Origin of the sequence: Arthrobacter sp. NPDC080031 (assembly GCF_040702485.1) — a bacterium.
Lineage (GTDB): Bacteria > Actinomycetota > Actinomycetes > Actinomycetales > Micrococcaceae > Arthrobacter.
Genome location: NZ_JBFBLA010000019.1, coordinates 1 through 18995, shown reverse-complemented (window position 1 = coordinate 18995; position 18995 = coordinate 1). Strand labels below are relative to the sequence as shown.

16 protein-coding genes and 1 pseudogene are annotated in these 18995 nt (G+C 63.0%); 14 read left to right on the top strand and 3 right to left on the bottom strand.

The features are described from left to right. Positions 1–119 precede the first annotated feature (119 nt). On the bottom strand, positions 120–1949 hold the full coding sequence (locus tag AB0323_RS16065) for a helix-turn-helix domain-containing protein (protein WP_366178206.1): 1830 nt from the start codon (positions 1947–1949) through the stop codon (positions 120–122). A 401-nt stretch (positions 1950–2350) separates the two neighbouring features. Between AB0323_RS16065 and AB0323_RS16060 the strand changes: the two genes are divergently transcribed. The 8 genes from AB0323_RS16060 to groL all read left to right on the top strand — a co-directional run bounded on the left by AB0323_RS16060 (position 2351) and on the right by groL (position 11233). Further along, positions 2351–3985: a hypothetical protein gene (locus tag AB0323_RS16060; protein WP_366178205.1), complete on the top strand. Its 1635-nt coding sequence runs from the start codon at positions 2351–2353 to the stop codon at positions 3983–3985. Between the two features lie 84 nt (positions 3986–4069). Continuing rightward, complete coding sequence (locus AB0323_RS16055; RefSeq protein WP_364539645.1) at positions 4070–5116, top strand: FAD-binding oxidoreductase; 1047 nt, start codon at positions 4070–4072, stop codon at positions 5114–5116. 72 nt (positions 5117–5188) lie between these two features. Then, positions 5189–6301 (top strand): aromatic/alkene monooxygenase hydroxylase subunit beta, encoded by a 1113-nt coding sequence (locus tag AB0323_RS16050; RefSeq protein WP_366178204.1) that lies wholly within the window; start codon positions 5189–5191, stop codon positions 6299–6301. Positions 6302–6303: 2 nt separating this feature from the next. Next, a complete protein-coding gene (mimD, locus tag AB0323_RS16045; protein ID WP_366178272.1) occupies positions 6304–6639 on the top strand; it encodes a propane 2-monooxygenase effector subunit MimD in 336 nt (111 codons plus the stop codon). 91 nt (positions 6640–6730) lie between these two features. Beyond that, on the top strand, positions 6731–7777 hold the full coding sequence (locus AB0323_RS16040) for an amidohydrolase family protein (protein WP_366178203.1): 1047 nt from the start codon (positions 6731–6733) through the stop codon (positions 7775–7777). After that, positions 7774–8523: an iron-sulfur cluster assembly protein gene (locus AB0323_RS16035; protein ID WP_366178202.1), complete on the top strand. Its 750-nt coding sequence runs from the start codon at positions 7774–7776 to the stop codon at positions 8521–8523. Before AB0323_RS16040 ends, AB0323_RS16035 begins: the two co-directional genes overlap by 4 nt. Then, the gene (locus AB0323_RS16030) at positions 8520–9545 is read left to right on the top strand and encodes an NAD(P)-dependent alcohol dehydrogenase (RefSeq protein WP_366178201.1); all 1026 of its coding nucleotides are present in this window, start codon (positions 8520–8522) and stop codon (positions 9543–9545) included. The genes AB0323_RS16035 and AB0323_RS16030 overlap by 4 nt, the downstream gene beginning before the upstream one ends. Before the next feature lie 38 nt (positions 9546–9583). After that, complete coding sequence (groL, locus tag AB0323_RS16025) at positions 9584–11233, top strand: chaperonin GroEL (RefSeq protein ID WP_366178200.1); 1650 nt, start codon at positions 9584–9586, stop codon at positions 11231–11233. A 513-nt stretch (positions 11234–11746) separates the two neighbouring features. Here the strand turns inward: groL and AB0323_RS16020 are convergent. Together AB0323_RS16020 and AB0323_RS16015 are read right to left on the bottom strand one after the other, a co-directional pair. After that, complete coding sequence (locus AB0323_RS16020; RefSeq protein WP_366178199.1) at positions 11747–13102, bottom strand: formimidoylglutamate deiminase; 1356 nt, start codon at positions 13100–13102, stop codon at positions 11747–11749. Further along, complete coding sequence (locus AB0323_RS16015) at positions 13099–14298, bottom strand: allantoate amidohydrolase (RefSeq protein WP_366178198.1); 1200 nt, start codon at positions 14296–14298, stop codon at positions 13099–13101. Before AB0323_RS16015 ends, AB0323_RS16020 begins: the two co-directional genes overlap by 4 nt. 246 nt (positions 14299–14544) lie before the next feature. Between AB0323_RS16015 and AB0323_RS16010 the strand changes: the two genes are divergently transcribed. From AB0323_RS16010 to AB0323_RS15985, 6 genes and pseudogenes are all read left to right on the top strand, one after another. Continuing rightward, positions 14545–15231 carry an IclR family transcriptional regulator gene (locus AB0323_RS16010; protein WP_366178197.1) on the top strand — a complete coding sequence of 229 codons (687 nt, stop codon included), beginning with the start codon at positions 14545–14547 and terminating at the stop codon, positions 15229–15231. Then, positions 15228–16334, top strand: coding sequence for an ATP-binding cassette domain-containing protein (locus tag AB0323_RS16005; RefSeq protein WP_366178196.1), 1107 nt, complete (start codon positions 15228–15230; stop codon positions 16332–16334). The genes AB0323_RS16010 and AB0323_RS16005 overlap by 4 nt, the downstream gene beginning before the upstream one ends. After that, complete coding sequence (locus AB0323_RS16000) at positions 16331–16981, top strand: ABC transporter permease (RefSeq protein WP_284984092.1); 651 nt, start codon at positions 16331–16333, stop codon at positions 16979–16981. Before AB0323_RS16005 ends, AB0323_RS16000 begins: the two co-directional genes overlap by 4 nt. Further along, positions 16978–17706 carry an ABC transporter permease subunit gene (locus AB0323_RS15995; protein ID WP_366178195.1) on the top strand — a complete coding sequence of 243 codons (729 nt, stop codon included), beginning with the start codon at positions 16978–16980 and terminating at the stop codon, positions 17704–17706. Before AB0323_RS16000 ends, AB0323_RS15995 begins: the two co-directional genes overlap by 4 nt. 114 nt (positions 17707–17820) lie before the next feature. Continuing rightward, complete coding sequence (locus AB0323_RS15990; protein WP_366178194.1) at positions 17821–18738, top strand: ABC transporter substrate-binding protein; 918 nt, start codon at positions 17821–17823, stop codon at positions 18736–18738. 45 nt (positions 18739–18783) lie between these two features. Beyond that, a pseudogene (locus AB0323_RS15985) lies at positions 18784–18995 on the top strand (urocanate hydratase); the annotation flags it as partial.

The following is an 18995-nucleotide window of genomic DNA, read 5'->3' as shown; positions in this document are numbered from 1 at the left end:
GTTATTTTACGGCGCGCCGGACCCGCTGACGCCCTTTCACAGAAGGTGCTAAATGCTGTCCCTGGCCCTCGGCGATGACGTTTTTGCCGATCCTGTGCCGAGGCCGCGTGGTGCGTGTCTCAGAGTTGTGACGCGGTGTTTGCCATCGGAGCGACCGCGATCCCGTATTCGCGGATCTTGCGGTAGATGGTTGCGCGTGACATACCCAGATGTTCGGCCGCGGCGCTTTTGTTCTCGCGGTGGGTCCTGAGGGCTTCGACGATGGCATCCCGCTCGAGGGACTCCAGGTGGGTGAGTGACCGACGGACGCTCGACTGGCATTGGGGCGGCAGATCGCCGACGTCGACAACGCCGGTCCTTTTAGTGCGGACGATTTTGTTGACCACGGACTGAAGCTGGGCGAGGTTCAGGTCCCAGGGTAGGCGGGCGAGCTGGCGTAGAGCCGCAGGCGTGAAGGAGATGTCCTCGCTGTGGGCCGAGCGGTGCAGCAGGGCGGTGGCGAGGGGACCGATGTCTTGAGAGCGGTGCCGTAGCGGGGGGATCCTGACTGTGCTGTCGAAGCAGGGGACGATCATTGCTTCGACATCGCTTGCCTCCGCGGGCGTGGTGCGGGTCGCCACCAGCCAGCGGACACCGTCGACTTGGGAGTCTCCGGTGTGCCCGACGAGCAACTCGGACAAGGCGCCGGCCGCTGTGTTCGGCAGCTGCTCGAGATGTTGGAGCACGAGTGTTCCGGAAGCTTCCTTGAGTTCATCGCGGATCTCGTCGAGCCATTTCTCCTGGTCGTGGGCCGCGCCGCAATCGATGACTCGCAGGTGCCCGGCATTGCTGTTGGCGTAGTGCGCGGCCTTGAGTAGGGCGAGCTTACCGACGCCGTGCTCGCCTTCGACGATGACGGAGCGGCCGTGGGCGCGGTCCTCCTGTACCTGTGCGCAGGCGCGAAGCCAATCCGATGACGTTCCGACCAGGCCGGGCAACTTGCCCGCGGCGAGCCGCGGTTGCGCTGGCCGGGCGGCCTCGCGTTCGTCCATGCCGACCTGCACCCGGAAGACGCCGCCGACAATTCGGTCGCCATACATCGTCGGTCGGTAGTGCATGCGAGCGGTCGTGCCGCTGGGCAGGTCGGCGACTACGGTCCGGGAGCTTAGTTCATTCACGGCGTCAGCGGTGTGGGCCAGCAGTGCAGCCCGGTCATCGGGGGCGAGCAGGGCCTGGGCGTGGCGGTTCATCATCACTACTTCACCGTTGAGCGCGAGGACCGGTCCTGTGCTGCGCCGGCATGCGGCCAGATAGTCGCGGAGCAGGGCCAGCTCCCGGGCGCCGATGTGCTCCGTGAGTGCGTCCTGGATCTGTGCGGCGACGCTTTTTGCGGTGGCGAGCAACAGGGGGTTGGCGATCGAGGCGCTGCATGTGAGGTCGACCACGCCGAGGAGGGCGCCGCTTACGGGATGGTGCACCGGTGCGCCCGCGCACGCGAAGACGGACAACTTTTCGTTGAAGTGCTCGCCACCGATGACGAGGGTCGGTTTCGACCCTTCGAGTGTTGTGCCGATCCCATTAGTGCCCACGTCGGACTCGCCGTACCCGAAGCCGGGTGCGAGGAAGACGGATTCGAGGCTGTTGCGAAGCTGGGTGTCGAAGCAGTACCGGTGCATGATCTCTCCGGACGCCGCGGCGAAGATGATGCTGATGGGCTCGTCGGCGAGAATATCTGCGCTGTGTTGAAGGACAGTGGTGATGCCTCGAAGGATCTCGCTCTCCTTCGGTTCCTCATAGCTCGGTACGGCGCCCAGATCCACGGGGTTGATACCTAGATGGGCGCTGCGGGACCACGAGTCCCTGATGGGAGAGCGCACATCCGCGGTGAGCCTTCCCGAGGTCAAAAACTGTTCGCGGGCGGCCCGAAGCGAGGAGAGCTGCTTTCCGACCGGTCGTTCAAAATATGCCATTGGAATTGTCCGACGATCTGTACTCGCGGCAGGCCTCATTGCCGACCGCTGGTGGTCTGTGATACCCGAAGCCAGACGTTGGGCCGAGGATGTGGCGGGGCGGGGACATAATGTTTCGCCGCACCCGCGCGGGTATCGTAAGGCAAATTGTACGAGGGCTGTCTTACGGCCGTCAATCATGCGCGTTGACACATTGAAAACCTCCGCGTACCTTCCGCAGCCGTTACTGCCGAGCCGCGATCTCCCCCTTCTCCCCCGGCCGTGGTGTTCCCCCGCGCCATTCTCAAAGTGAGACAGCTCACAACTACGCGATGGTGTGAAGTTCTATCCACGGGCAAAACGCCCCGCCCGCCTGGCCGGGTCACCGATGTTCCTGCCGTTTCACAGGAGGCACTACACGTATGAGCAGACAGAGCCTGACGAAGGCCCACGAGAAGATTTCTGAACTGACATGGGAACCGACGTTCGCGACCCCAGCGACGCGGTTCGGCACGGATTACACCTTCGAGAAGGCGCCGAAGAAGGATCCGCTGAAACAGATTATGCGTTCCTACTTCCCCATGGAGGAGGAGAAGGACAACCGCGTTTTCGGCGCTATGGACGGCGCAATCCGCGGCAACATGTTCCGCCAGGTCCAGCAGCGCTGGCTGGAGTGGCAGAAGCTATTCCTGTCGATCATCCCGTTCCCGGAGATATCGGCAGCCCGTGCAATGCCGATGGCGATTGACGCGGTACCCAACCCTGAGATCCACAACGGTCTCGCGGTGCAGATGATCGACGAGGTTCGCCACTCGACGATTCAGATGAACCTCAAGAAGCTTTACATGAACAACTACATCGACCCTGCCGGCTTCGACATGACGGAGAAGGCATTCGCAAACAACTACGCGGGCACGATCGGTCGGCAGTTCGGTGAGGGGTTCATCACCGGTGACGCGATCACAGCCGCCAACATCTACCTCACCGTCGTCGCAGAAACGGCGTTCACCAACACGCTGTTCGTCGCGATGCCCGACGAAGCCGCCGCTAACGGTGACTATCTGCTGCCGACTGTCTTCCACTCAGTGCAGTCGGACGAGTCGCGGCACATCAGCAACGGATATTCGATCCTTCTGATGGCCCTCGCGGACGAGCGCAACCGTCCCCTGCTGGAGCGCGACCTGCGTTACGCGTGGTGGAACAACCACTGCGTTGTGGACGCGGCCATCGGCACGTTCATCGAGTACGGCACCAAAGACCGTCGCAAGGACCGTGAATCCTACGCCGAAATGTGGCGTCGCTGGATCTACGACGACTACTACCGCAGCTACCTGCTCCCGCTCGAGAAATACGGGCTCGTTATCCCGCACGATCTGGTTGAGGAAGCGTGGAACCGCATCACCAACAAGTTCTACGTGCACGAGACCGCGCGATTCTTCGCGACGGGGTGGCCGGTGAACTACTGGCGCATCGACGCAATGACGGATACCGACTTCGAATGGTTCGAAGACAAGTACCCCGGCTGGTACTCCCGGTTCGGCAAGTGGTGGGAGAACTACAACAGGATGGCCTACCCGGGCCGTAACAAGCCGATCGCGTTCGAAGAGGTCGGGTACGAATACCCGCATCGCTGCTGGACCTGCATGGTTCCCGCGCTAATCCGTGAGGACATTGTGGTCGACAAGGTCGACGGACAGTGGCGGACGTACTGCTCAGAGACCTGCGCCTGGACGGACAAGGTGGCGTTCCGCCCCGAATACGAGGGCCGGGACACCCCTAACATGGGCCGGCTCACCGGACACCGCGAGTGGGAGACGCTTCACCACAACAAGGACCTGGCCGACATCATTCAGGACCTCGGCTACGTCCGCGACGACGGCAAGACCCTGATCGGTCAGCCGCACCTCGAGCTCGACGATCCCAAGAAACTCTGGACGCTCGACGACGTGCGCGGCATCCAGTTCATGAGCCCCAATGTTCTCCTGAACGAGATGTCCGACCAGGAACGCGATGCGTGGGTCACGGCCTACCGAGCGAATGACAACATCAGCGTCTAGCTGCCGCGATAGGTGGTGGTGCCGGACCGATTCCAGGCACCACCACCCCGCAAACCGCAGACCATACAAGAAATGGAGGAAGCCATGGCGGACGCCCATCGAATCAGCTTTGAACCCGTGAACATCGAGATGGAGGTGAAGGAGGACGAGAAGATCCTCGATGCGGCCTTCCGGCAGGGAATCCATCTGATGCACGGATGTCGCGAGGGCCGTTGCTCTGCATGCAAGTCCTACGTCATTGAAGGCGATATCCAGATGGAGGACTATTCGACGTTCGCCTGCAACGATGCGGAAGTCGCCGAAGGATACGTCCTGCTCTGCCGCGCACATGCGTTCGGCGACTGCACCATCGAACTCCTCAACTTCGACGAGGAAGAACTTCTGAACTCGATCCCCCTGCAGGAGGTTCGAACCGAAGTGCTCGATATTGTCCAGCACACGCGGGACATTGTCGGCCTCAAGCTACGGCCCGTGGAACCGGCGATGTTCGAGTACAAGGCCGGTCAGTACGCGGACCTGACGATCCCTGGGACAACGGCTTACCGGTCGTTCTCCATGGCCACCACCCCGACGACGACCGACCACATTGAGTTCCTCATCAAGAAGTATCCCGGCGGCAAGTTCTCCGCGTTACTCGACGACGGCATCCGTGTCGGCGACACGATAAGCCTGCAGGGCCCCTACGGGAACTTCACCCTCAAGAACGGGCACGTCATGCCGATCGTGCTCATCGGCGGCGGCGCGGGAATGGCTCCGGTGCTTTCGCTGCTGAGGCGCCTGAGCGAGACCGGAGACCAACGTAAGGTCCGTTTCTATTACGGGGCCCGCACAGCGCGGGACCTGTTCCACCTCGACGAGATCCGCGCCCTGGGAGAGCAGCTGGCCGACTTCGAGTTCATCGTCTGCCTCTCGGAGTCCACCGACGGCATCGACGAACTCGGAGTGCTCGGCTTCCCGGGCAACGTCACTGAAGTCGTCGGGGCGCACGAGCCTGAGCTGAACAAGACCGAAGTGTACCTCTGCGGCCCGCCGCCGATGGTAGACGCGGCCATGGTGCTCGTCGAGCAGCATGGCGTTCCGGCTGACCAGATCTTCTACGACAAGTTCGAAAGCCCCCAGCGCGAGGACTAGTCCTGAAGCGGCACCACGAAATTGCAAGTGACAGACAAAGGCAGTTCCACCAACAGATGGAGTTGAAATCACATGGCTGACCGCCCACCGGCTGCGACAAAGACGCGCAGCTTTCCCCGAGTAGAATTCACGGACTCTGAAGCCGGAGCCTTGGAGTTCCCGAGCTCCAGGAGCCGGACCTACAACTATTTCAAGCCGGCCAAACTGCGGGCCACGGTGTATGAGGATGTCACGGTCGACGTCCAACCAGACCCGGACCGGCATCTCACCCAGGGGTGGATCTACGGGTTCGGCAACGGCCCCGGTGGATACCCGAAGGAATGGACCACCGCGAAATCCTCGAACTGGCACGCCTTCCTGGACCCGAACGAGGAGTGGGAACAAACGATCTACCGCAACAATTCCGCCGTCGTCCGTCAGGTTTCGCTGTGTTTGGAAAACGCCAAGCGAGCCGACGCCTATGACCACTGGAACAGCGCCTGGAGCCGGTTCATCTCCCGCAATCTCGGTGCATGGATGCACGCCGAGAACGGCATTGCACTGCACGTGTTCACGTCGATCCAGCGGTCCTGCCCGAGCAACATGATCAACAATGCCGTCGCCATCAATGCTGCCCACAAGATGCGCTTCGCCCAGGATCTGGCCCTGTTCAACCTCGACCTCTCGGAATCGCATCTGGAGTTCGACGGCGCAGCCCACAAGGAGGTCTGGCAGGACGCCGCCGAGTGGCAGCCTGTTCGCAAGGTCGTCGAGGAGCTGACTGCTACAGGCGACTGGGCCGAGCTGCTCTTCGCGACGAACGTCGTCTTCGAGCAGCTGGTGGGACAGCTTTTCCGCAGCGAGCTTGTCATGCAAATTGCCGCGAAGAACGGTGACTACATCACCCCCACGATCGTCGGCACGGGCGAGAACGACTACAACCGTGATCTCTCCTACAGCCGAGTGCTCTTCCAGATGCTCACCCGCGATGAGGAGTTCAGCGCAGAGAACAAGGAGCTCTTCGACGGCTGGCTGGCCAAATGGGTGCCCAGGTGCCTCGAGGCCGCCAACTCGCTGCAGCCGATCTGGTCGCAGCCCGCGGATAAGGTCCGCACGTTTGCGGAGTCGCTCTCCTCCGCGAAAGAGAAATTCAGTCAGCTACTCGGGGAAATTGGCCTCGATGTTCCGAAGGAGTTGAACCAGTGACTATGCAATTCGGTTCCGACGCATCATTTTCGAACATGTGCGGTGTGACCCTGATGAACACCCCCATCGGGCGGGTCGTCGCAGACATCATGGGCGCCAAGGAAGGCGTCGATCTCGTGGAATACCCCTCCATGATCCGTGTAGATGCTGTCCGGCTGCTCGATTTCGACTACGCCGAGCTCAGCGATGCCCTTGGCGAAGAGTTCGATGGCTCGATCTTCGAGGAGATCAGCTCGACCCACTACGGGCGCATGGTCCACCTGGACGACCGGACGATGCTCTTCGCAAGCCCTGAGGACGCAGCACAGTACATCGGCTTCGACCTGACAGCCTCCTGAAGGTGAACCACCGGGGGTGCCGAGTCGCGGCACCCCCGATGGACCCTCATTCCACACAATCTGCAAGTAATAGAAATGAAGTGAAGACGCCATGTATGAAAAAGCTGGAGAGAAGTACTTCATCGTCGACGGCCACGTCCACATCTGGGACGGCCGCGAGTCGAATCTAAAGAACATTCACGGCAAGCAGTTCATTGACTGCTTCTACGACTACCACAAGAACCTCAGCCCCGAGAGCGCGGTGTGGGACTACGACACCTACACCTACTACGGAGGGGAGAGGTTCATGAAAGACCTGTTCCAGGAGGGCTACGTCGATCACGCGATCGCCCAGACCACCGTTCTCCGTGACTTCTACAACAACGGTTTCGCCCGGGTGGAGGAAACCTGGGACCTGGCCCAGGAGAATCCCGACCGGCTGACTATGAACCTCGCGTATGACCCGCGCGACGAGCAGGCAGGTCTCGATCGGTTCAAGAAGGCCGCCCAGAAATACCGGCCGAAGGGCGTCAAGCTCTACACGGCCGAGTGGCACGGCGACTCGCGCGGCTACAAGCTGGACGACAAGTGGTCCCGGACGTACCTGGAGACATGCCTTGAACTGGGCATCAAGAACATCCACGTACACAAGGGCCCTACCATCCGGCCACTGGATCGGGACGCGTTCGATGTCGCGGACATCGACATCGTCGCAACCGACTACCTCGACCTCAACTTCATCGTCGAGCACTGCGGCCTTCCCCGTCTGGAGGACTTCTGCTGGATCGCCACGCAGGAGAGCAACGTCTACGGCGGTCTCGCCGTAGCCATCCCGTTCATGCACACACGTCCCCGCTACTTCGCGCAGATCATCGGAGAGCTCCTGTACTGGATCGGAGAGGACAAGATCCTCTTCGGCAGCGACTACGCGCTCTGGACACCGAAGTGGCTGATCGAGACGTTTGTGGACTTCCAATTCCCGGAGGATATGAGCGAGTACGCACCCATCACGACGGACCAGAAAAAGAAGATCCTCGGGCTCAACGCCGCGGCGCTCTACGACCTGAACGTTCCTGCCGAATTCCGCCTGCCCACCAATGCAGGCCGAGCCCAGGCGCAGCCGGCCGTCGGTGCCAAGGAAGGCGCAGGCCTGTCATGACCATCGAAGCCATCTCTCTGGACGCCGAAGTGATGGCGGCACTTGGCTCCGTACTCGATCCGGAGCTGGATCAACCCATAACCGGCCTCGGGTTCGTGCGCTCGGTAGCGATCAGCGCTGAAGGGGTGGAAGTTCACCTCCGCCTGCCCACGTCATTCTGCTCACCGAACTTCGCGTACTTGATGGTCTCAGATGCCCACGACGCCCTCTCTGTAGTGCCGGGCATAGGACGCGTCTCAGTGGAACTGGACGACCATCACGACTCCGAGAAGATCAACGCAGGAATGGCCGCAGGCCTGGGCTACCGCCAGACCTTCGGCGACGAGGCCGAGGACAGCCTGGAAGGCTTGCGGTCGACATTCCAGCGCAAGGCACACCTCGCTGCGATGGAGCGTGTCTGTGTCGAGATGCTGCGGCGGGGAACGTGGACCCTTGAGGAGCTGCCGATGCTCGAGATCTTCGACCTGCCCGAAGACAGCCGCAAACATGCGCTGCAGCGACGGCGGGAAGCAATAGGGCTGCCAAACTCCCCTCACTCCCTGGTGCTTGTCAACGAAAGCGGAGAGTCGCTTTCGGCGGAAGAGGTCCCGTTGCGGCTGCGCTTCGCAAGGACTACACGCATCTCCATCGAGGGGAACGCTCATTTCTGCCGCGGCCTGCTCGCGACCCGATATGCCGACACCGGTGAAGCAGGACCCGACGGCGCGTTCACCACAGTCGTCACCAATACCAGGAGAGCATCATGAAGGCCGTTCGGCTGAGTGCATACGACAAGACGCCCGAACTCGTTGAGGTTCCGGACCCCAAAGTGGAGGGCCCGTTGGATATCGTCGTCAAAATCGGCGGCGCGGGTGTCTGCCGGACTGACCTGCACATCATCGAGGGACAGTGGGCGGAGAAATCCGGCGTCGCACTGCCCTACACAATCGGTCACGAAAACGCGGGCTGGGTCGAAGCCGTCGGCTCCGCGGTGACCAATGTCAAGCCCGGCGACCCTGTGATCCTGCATCCACTGGTGACCTGCGGCCTATGCAGGGCCTGCCGCTTCGGCGATGACGTGCATTGCGAAAACTCCCGCTTCCCCGGTATCGATTCAGACGGTGGATATGCCGAGTATCTTCGGACAAGCGCGCGTTCCGCCGTGAAGCTGGACCCATCCCTGGTTCCGGCGGACGTGGCTGCCCTTGCAGACGCCGGACTCACCGCGTACCACGCGGCTGCAAAAGCTGCTCGCCAACTGCGGCCCGGGAACAAAGTGGTCGTGATCGGCGCCGGTGGGCTGGGGCACATCGGGATCCAGGTGCTCGCCGCTCTGACCCCTGCGGAAATGATCGTCGTCGATGCCAATGACGAAGCGCTCAAGCTCGCTTCGGAGCTGGGGGCAGCCCACACCGTGCTCGCGGGCGCAGGCGCTGTCGAGCGCGTACAAGAGCTCACAGGGGGACACGGCGCCGAGGCGGTGATCGACTTCGTCGGCGAAGGCGGTGCCGTCGAAGCCGGTGTGAAAATGCTTCGCCGGGCCGGCAACTACTTCGTCGTCGGTTACGGCGGTTCGATCAACGTTCCGACCATCGACATCATCTCGACCGAGATCAACTTCATCGGCAATCTCGTCGGCAGCTACAACGACCTGGTGGAACTCATGGTGCTCGCGGCTCAAGGGAAGGTCCGGCTCCACACGTTCAAGTACTCGCTCGGCGACTACACCAGGGCACTCGATGACCTCGGCCACGGCAACGTGCGTGGCCGGGCCATTCTCATTCCCTGACCCAAAAACCACTGAAAGACAAAGGAAAGTAGGACGCCATGGCCAAGGAACTTCGCTTCAGCAGAGATGCCCGGAGGCAGCTCGAACGCGGCGTGAACGCGCTAGCTGACGCCGTCAAGGTGACTCTAGGGCCCAAGGGCCGCAATGCGGTCCTGGAAAAGCTCACCGGACCTCCGACGATAACCAACGACGGCGTGACGATCGCCCGGGAGATCCAGCTCAGGGAACCTTTCGCCAACATGGGGGCGCAGCTGGTCAAAGAAGTTGCAATGAAGACCAACGGTGTGGTCGGCGACGGGACAACAACCGCCACAGTGCTGGCTCAAGCGATGGTCCGAGAGGGCCTGAAGAGCGTCGATGCCGGCGCCAACCCAATGCACGTGCGCCGGGGCATTGAAACGACCGTCGAGGCAGTGGTCGAGTCACTTCACACATGGGCATCCCCAGTGACGGGGCGCCAGGAGCTGGAGAAAGTCGCGACCCTTGCCGCAAATGACGACGAGCGAATCGGGCGTGTGATCGCGGATGCGCTCGGCGCCGTGGGCCCGGACGGCGTGGTGGAGGTCGAGGAGTTCGATGAGCCCGGACTGCGCGTGGATGTCGTGGACGGAATTGAAATCGACCACGGGTTCATCTCCCCGTACATGGTCACCGATCGGGAGAGAATGGAGGCCAGCCTCGACGAACCGCTCGTGCTGCTGACCAATCGCAAAATCTCCCAGGTGCAGGATCTCATGCCGACCGTGGAGACCGCCCGCCGCGCCAACCGCCCGCTTCTCATCCTGGCCGAGAACGTCGACGGGCCGGCTCTGCAAATGCTCGTGAGCGGAAATGTGCACGGCACCTTCAGGTCGGTAGTCGTCAGGGCTCCCGGCTTCGGCCACCGCCGAGTCGCCGAGCTCGAAGACCTTGCCGCGGCACTCGGCGGCAGGGTGGTAAGCGATGACTCAGGGGTGCTCCTCGCCGAGGTCACCGAGCAAGACCTCGGCAAATGCGCCCACGTTACGGTAACTGAAAGCACGACGACGATCACTGGCGGCGCCGGAAACTCAGGACTGGTCCAAGCCCGGATCCGTCAACTCGAAAAGCAACTCGAGCGCGCGCGGATCGAGCACGACCAGGACAGCCTGCGTTTGAGGATCGCCCGGCTTTCAGGGACGATCGCCGTCGTCAAAGTCGGTGGAAGGACGAGCGTGGAGCTCAAGGAACGGATGCTCCGGGTGGAGGACTCCCTGGCCGCAGCCAAGGCTGCCATCGAGGAGGGCGTCGTTGCAGGCGGAGGCACCGCGCTCGCGCAGGCCGGCGCGGTCGTAGACAGGATCGAGCTGACTGGAGACGCAGCAGCCGGACGCGACATCGTACGGCGGGCGCTCGGTGAGCCGCTGAGGTGGATCGCAATCAATGCAGGCTTCGACGGCGACCAAGTATTGCAGGACGTCATCTCGGGACCAGTCGGCTATGGATTCGACGCGTTGTCGGGACGATACGGTCCGATGACAGAGATCGGGGTCATGGATGCGGTGAAAGTGACCCGGACGGCGTTGGAGAGCGCGGCGTCGATCGCGGCACTTTTGATAACGACCGAGACCGCCATCGTCGAGGAAATCATCGGCAATCCCGGAGCCATCATCGATCCAGACTTCGGCGATCTCGCAGAAGGCCTGGTGCGGCCCTCAAACATCTACTAATCGCAGCCGGTAGCATCCCAAGAACCCTGCACCCGTCCAAAGCCGGCGTCTGCTGCGGACGGGTGCAGGCTAGAAATCCGAACAACCAGGCGCATTCTTACGAGAGAAGAGATCATGCCCACACACCGAGTTCTACCCAAACCGCCTGATCAGAGGGCATGGTCCGGGCAGGTCCCGGGTCCTGTTCCTCACGCAGAGGAAGGACCGCCAACCCGACAGACCATCAACATCGACGAACTCTCCGCATCCCCTTGGGTTGGCCTCCATTACCGCCATGAGTTCATGTTGCACCACCGGCACGAGCTGTTGGTGCAACATCTCAAGGACTAATGTGACCCAGCGCTTCGGCCAGCTCAGTTCCCTGTAAGCCTGCCGTTCCTGCCTCCGTCACGGCACGCACCTTTTTGCTCCCTCCAGCCTCCCTCCGCCCCGGAATTCCGGGCCGATCCAGGTGCCGCGTCTCCAAAAACGTGCTCAGCGTGACGCCCAGGGCGCGGCACCCAAGGAAAGCGGCTACGAGAACTCCTTCAACACCTCCGTGAGGAGCCCGCCCGGAGAACCCAGCCGCACATGGACGCCGTTTGAGGCCACCAGTTCGCCAGCGATCACGACGGCGGTGACGTCGCTCGCCGTCGCGGTGAACGCGAACTGCTGGGGCATGGAACCGGCGGTCCGCACCGAGTCCGGGGCCACGGCCATGAGGTCGCACGCTGCACCTACCTCAAGTGCCGACGCAATGGGCGTGGCCATGGAAGCCTTTGCTCCGATGGTGGATGCGCGGAGCAGTTCCTGAGGTGAGAACCTGCCTCGCTGGCCGGAGCCGAGGCGTTCTCCGTGTTCCAAGGCACGCATCTCGACCCAGGGATCGATCACGGCGTGTTGGTCGGTGCCCAGCGCAATGGTCGCTCCGGCGTCGGACAAGGCGCGTGCCGGTCCGATCCCGTCGGCGAGATCGGCTTCGGTGCTGGGACACATCACCACGGTGGCTTCCGCGTCCCCGAGGAGCTGGATGTCGTCCGGCGTCAGGTGGGTGGCGTGGATCGCGGAGAGCCGCGGGGACAGCAGTCCGTGCCGGGCGAGAAGTCCGGCGGGGGTGACGCCATAAGCTTGCAGGCAGGCCTCGTTCTCAGCCGGTTGTTCGCTGAGGTGGATGTGGAGCGGAATATCGGCAGGCAACTGCCGGGCGACTGTCTTCAGTGCCTCCTCGGGCACTCCGCGGACGGAATGCAGGGCCGCTCCCACGCCAACCATTTCCGGCGGAAAGGTCCGCGCTACCGCGGCGCGCAGCGAAGCGAGCCGATCCAGCCAGGCCTGCGCATCGGCGTCGCCAAACCGTGCCTGTTCCGGGCTCAGCGGTGTCCCGATGCCTCCCGCAAGATACAAGGTGTCCAGCAGGGTCAGACGGATCCCTGCCGCCACGGCCGCCCTGGCCAACGCCAGTTCCATCGCGTGCGGCTCGGCGTAGGGCGTTCCTTCGGGCTGGTGGTGGACGTAGTGGAACTCGGCCACGCTACTGAAGCCCGACACCACCATCTCAGTGAAGACTGCCGTAGCGAGCTTCTCGTATTTCTCCGGTGTCAGTTCCGCCGCGCTCCGGTACATTTGCTCGCGCCAGACCCAGAAGTCGCCGCGTCCGTCATGTGTCCGTCCGCGCAGGATCCGATGAAAAGCGTGCGAATGGGCGTTGGCCGCGGCGGGGAAGACCACCCCGTTCAAAATCCGGTCACCCGTCCCGGGCGCGACGCCGGTAGCGATCCCGGAGATCCGGCCCGCGCGCACCTCCAGCCGAACACCGGTGGCTACGACCGCGCCGCCGTCGGTGCCGCCGTCGGCGTTTACCAAGGCGGTTTCGCACCAGAACCCGCTCACAGGAGACCCTCCAGAACGTCGGCAAGGGCGGCGGCGCCGGCTGAGGCGTCCTCGTCGGCCACGTATTCTTCCGGGGAATGCGAGATCCCGCTCGGGTTGCGGACGAAAAGCATCGCCGAGGGGACATGTCCAGCCAAGACTCCGGCGTCGTGCCCCGCGCCGGTTGCCAGCACCGGCGCGCCGGGCAGGAGCTCGCCGATGCGTCGGCTGAGGGCGGAATCAAAATGCACGGTGTCGCTGTAGGACTCCTCGGTGAGGCTAACGGTGCATCCCTCGCTTACGGAGATTTCCCGGGCCGCGGTGTAGATCGATTCGATCAGTTGTGCCGTTACGGCGTCGTCGGGGTGGCGGGCGTCAAGCCACAGATCCACGCGCGAGGCAATCACGTTGGTGCCGCCGGGAACCGGGGTCAAGCGCCCCACTGTGGCCCGCGCATCCGGCTGCTTCGCCGCGGTGTCACGGACGGCGACGACGATCTGCGCCGCCGCGACCATCGGATCGGCGCGGTCGGCCATGAGCGTGGTCCCGGCGTGGTTGCCTTGGCCGCTGACGCTCAGCTTCCAGCGGCCATGGCCGAGGATGGAACTTCCGACGGCGATGGCCGGCCCGCCCTGACCCAGACCCTTGCCCTGTTCCACGTGGAGTTCGACGAAGTCGCCGATTCGCGCCATGGTTTCCGGATCGGGACCGACGTGCCGGGGATCCAGACCGTTGCTGCGGGCGACGTCGGCGAAGGTGTTGCCGTCGACGTCGCGCAGGTTCAGCGCCTTGTCGACGTCGATGGCGCCGGTCAGCAGGCGCGAGCCCAAGCAGGCCACGCCGAAGCGGGAACCTTCCTCTTCCGGGAAGACCGTGATGGCCAGGGAACGCGCCGGCTCAAGACCGCGGGATGTGAGGATATCGACGGCGGCGAGTGCCGACGCGACGCCCAGCGGCCCGTCGAAGGCCCCTCCTCCGGGGACGGAGTCGAGGTGGCTTCCTGTGACGAGCGCGCCGTCCTGGGGCTTTCCCCACCAGGCCCAGATAATGCCGTTGCGGTCGGTCTCGACCCCGAGGCCCCGCCGTTGGGCTTGCTCGATGAACCACTGCCTGAGGTCGAGCTCGGGCGTCGAATAGACCGCCCTGGAGTATCCTCCGCGGACCGCATCGCGGCCCACGTCCTTGATTGAGTCAAGGAGCTGATTGACGGTTTCCACGTGTTCCTCCGATTAATGAAGACTGCCACCAAGTAAAAACCACATGCCACCTAATGACAAGGCCCCGGACGCAGAATCACGACAATTAACAGGCCCGAAACACCACCGATACACCCCGCCGTCACAGGATGTCTCAAATCCCGGAACCTCAGACAATTTTCAGAAATATCTTGCCATTCGATGAAAGTTGATTTTTACTTAGTGGCAAGACATGGTGATCCAGACCACTTGAAAGTAGGCCAAGCAGTGGCAGCAGATTCCTCCACACGGACGGTCGAAAGGGCCTTGGCCCTCCTGAGCGCGGTCTGCACCGATGGCTCCATCAGCCTGAGCGACGCGGCACGCGTTGTTGACTTGTCAGCCAGCACCGCACTCCGTCTCCTCCGCACCTTGGAAAGCAGCGGATTCGTGAAGCGGGATCCGGGCGGAAACTTCCGTCCTGGTGCCAGTGTGATCCAGTTGGGAGCCCTCGCGTTGGGACAGGAGTCCCTCGTATCGCTCTGCACGCCACACATGAAGCGGCTCGTGGCTGAAACGGGCGAGTCCTGCTATTTGAGCATTCCCGGTCCTGGGGAAACCGGGATCTACATTGCCATCGTCGAAGGTACCCGCTCTGTCCGGCACACCAGCTGGGTCGGCAGGAGCATTCCGCTGGAAGGATCGGCCGCTGGCAAGGTCCTCACCGGCGGGCAGAACGGCCGCGGCTTCGCCATCGTGCGAAGCGGCGTAGAAGACGACATCACGGCCGTCGCCGCACCCATTGTGATCGGCGGCCGCACCGTCGCAGCCCTCAGTATCGTCGCACCGAGCTACCGCTTGGACGAAGCGAAGGCCCAGACATTTGGCGAGGAACTGGCGAGGGTGGCGAACAACATCCTCGTCGAACCCTCCGGAGACCATGAAGTGCCCCAGGAAAGCATGGAAAAGAAATGATCAAGTTCGAAAATGTCACCAAGGCGTACCCGGACGGGACGGTCGCCGTCGACGGCCTGAACCTCGAGGCGCCCACCGGCAAGTTGACCATCCTTGTTGGCCCGTCCGGCTGTGGCAAGACCACTTCGCTGAGGATGATCAACCGCCTCATCGAACCCACCAGCGGCACCATCTACCTCGATGACCAGCCCACGTCCGGCATGGACGCAGCGTTGCTGCGGCGCCGGATCGGCTACGTCATCCAGCACGCAGGCCTCTTCCCGCACCGCACCATCATCGACAACGTGGCAACGATGCCCGTGCTGCTCGGCGAGAGCAGGCAGAAGGCCCGCATGAAAGCCCTCGAACTCATGGAACGCGTCGGACTCCCTGCGAGCTTTGCCAAGCGCTACCCATGGCAGCTCTCCGGCGGACAGCAGCAGCGCGTGGGCGTGGCCCGGGCTTTGGCTTCGGATCCGTCCTTCATGCTCATGGACGAACCCTTCAGCGCGGTTGACCCCGTGGTCCGCGCGCAGCTCCAGGACGAGTTCCTCCGGCTCCAGCGCGAGATCGGCAAGACCATCATCATGGTCACCCACGACATCGACGAGGCCCTCAAGCTCGGCGACCAGGTTGCCGTGATGCGCGTCGGCGGAAAACTCGCCCAGATGGCGACGCCGTCTGAGCTGCTGACCTCTCCGGCCGACGAATTCGTGGCCGACTTCGTCGGACGTGACCGTGGCTATCGTTCCCTGGGTTTCACCAACGCGGCCGGCACGGTAGCTATTGCCGAAGAAGCTGTGGTCACCCTTGGCGCCTCTGCCGCCGAGGCACAAAGCAAGGCCACAGGAGCCTGGGTGCTGGTGGTCGACCCGCTGCGGAGGCCGCTCGGCTGGGCACAAGCGGATCTCATTCGCGGCGAGCTCAAGAGGGAGCACCTTAACCTCAGCGGCACCTCCGCATCGTCGTCAGGGACCATGCGCCAATTGCTCGACGCCGCACTTTCCTCCCCCAGCCGTCGCGGCGTCGTCGTCAATGAACACGGCGAGCTCATCGGCACAGTGACTGCCACCGACGTCGTCAAGGCTATCGAGGCTGAGCCGCACCTGGAGACGACGCGATGAACTTTGAATGGCTGGGCCGCCAGTCCGACAACATCGTCTTCCTGCTGGGCTGGCACGTGCTGCTCGCCGTCACTCCCCTCATCCTGGGCCTGCTGATCGCACTCCCGCTTGGCTGGTGGGCACACCGCAGCCGCCGGATCTACCCCCTTCTGGTGGGCGTGGCTGGCCTTCTCTACACGGTCCCTTCCCTCGCCCTGTTCGTCCTGTTGCCGCTGGTCCTTGGCACCAAGATCCTGGACCCGCTCAACATCGTGGCAGCTTTGACCATCTACACCGTGGCCCTGCTGGTCCGCGTAGTGGCTGATGCCCTGGATTCCGTCCCGGAAGACACCGTCCAGGCCGCCAAGGCCATGGGCTACCGCGGGTATCAGAGCCTGGTGAAAGTGGAGCTGCCCGTAGGCGTCCCCGTCATCAGCGCAGGACTCCGCGTCGCGGCGGTCTCCAACGTGAGCCTCGTTTCCGTGGCAGCGTTGCTAGGCATCCCGCAGCTCGGCTCGCTCTTCACCCAAGGCTTCCAGTTGCGGTTCTTCACCCCGATCATCGCCGGCATCATTCTCTGCGTGGTCCTGGCCATGGTCCTTGATGGACTGATCATCCTCCTCAACCGGTGGCTGACACCGTGGACCCCCAAGGTGGTGGCATCATGATCAACTACTTGTTCAATCCCGCACATTGGAGCGGCGCCGACGGCATCCCCACCTTGATCGGTGAGCACCTCCTCTACTCCCTCATCGCCTTGGTGGTCGCGGCCGTCATCGCAGTTCCGCTCGGCATCTACATCGGGGTAACTGGCAAGGGCGTCTTCATGATCGCGGGCCTGGCCAACGCACTCCGGGCCCTGCCCAGCGTGGGCCTGCTGATCCTCTTGGTCCTGCTGATCTCGCCCGCTTTCCCGTCCAAGATGGGCTACATCCTGCCGAGCCTCATCGTCCTGGTGCTCCTCGCGGTCCCGCCGATCCTGACCAACACCTACGCCGGCGTCCGCGCGGTGGACGCTGCCGCCGTCGACGCCGCCAAGGGCATGGGGTTCCGCACCATGAAGATCCTCACGGACATCCAGCTCCCTTGCTCGCTCCCGCTTATGCTGTCCGGCGTCCGCAGCGCACTGCTGCAGATCATCTCGACGGCGACCATCGCCGCGTACATTTCGCTCGGCGGCCTCGGACGGCTGCTGATCGACGGCAAAGCCCAGAACGACTACAGCCAGATGGTTGCCGGGGCCGTGCTCGTTGCGCTGTTGGCCCTGTTCTTCGACCAATTGCTCGCCTTCATTACCCGCAGGGTCGTCTCACCCGGACTGACCCGGCGCACCGTCAAGGCGGCCGCCCCGGCCGCTGCGGCCGATACCGTGAAAACCCCCGTCACGGTCTAGCTCCGTACCCCGTTCATACTCGTCGGGCGCCCTGCCCGACGGCGGCATTACTCCCCGACCCACCCCAGCTTGGCCACCGCATGCCCTGCAACGGCCCTCCCCAGAGAGATTGACATGAAAAAGTACCTGACTGGTTTCGCCCTGGCGGCAGCCACCGCCATCGCCCTGAGCGCTTGCGGCGGTGACCCCATGAGTTCCACCAACAACAACTCCCCGGCCGCCGCGGGTTCCACGGACAGCATCATCGTGGGCTCCGCGGACTTCCCGGAAAGCCAGCTCATCGCGAAGATCTACGCCGAGGCCCTCAAAGCCAAGGGAGTCCAGGTCACGGAAAAGCCCAGCATCGGCAGCCGCGAAGTCACCATCCCCGCATTGAAGGACGGTTCCATCGACCTCATGCCGGAGTATGGCGGGGCGTTGCTGCAGTACCTTGATGCCTCCACCAAGGCGGTCACTTCGGATGAGGTCACGAAAGAGCTGGGCACCAAGATCCCGTCCGGACTCACCCAGCTGACGGCGTCCAAGGCACAGGACAAGGACGTGTTGGCGGTCAAGAAGGAAACCGCCGACAAGTACAACCTCAAGTCCATCAGCGACCTCCAGCCTGCTGCCAAGGATCTCGTTCTGGGCGGCCCGCCGGAGTGGAAGACCCGCATTAACGGTGTTGCCGGCCTGAAGTCGGTCTACAACCTCGACTTCAAGGAATTCTCAGCGCTCGACGCCGGCGGCCCGCTCACGCTGAACGCCCTCCTTTCCGGTCAGGTACAGGTTGCCGACCTTTTCAGCACCGACCCCGCAATCGCCGCCAACAACCTGGTTGCCCTCGAAGACAACAAGAACCTGTTTTTGTCCGAGAACATCGTTCCTGTCATCAACCAGAAGAAGGCCAGCGACACCGTCAAGACCGTGCTGGACAAGGTCTCCGCCGCGTTGACCACCGATGACCTGATCCAGATGAACGGCAGGACCGCCAAGTTCGAGGACATGGGACAAATCGCCCAGGACTGGCTCAAAGCCAAGAACCTGGCCTAGTTCGAGCAAGAAGCAACTAGTCCAGAAGACCAAGGAGTACAAAGAATGGCACCCGCCGATTTCACTACCGGAGCCCGTCCTGTCCGGGCCGCGCGCGGCCCCGAGCTGACCGCGAAGAGCTGGCAGACCGAAGCGCCGTTGCGCATGTTGATGAACAACCTTGACCCGGAGGTCGCCGAGCGTCCGGATGACCTGGTCGTGTACGGCGGCACGGGCCGGGCCGCCCGGTCCTGGGCCGCGTTCGACGCGATCACCCG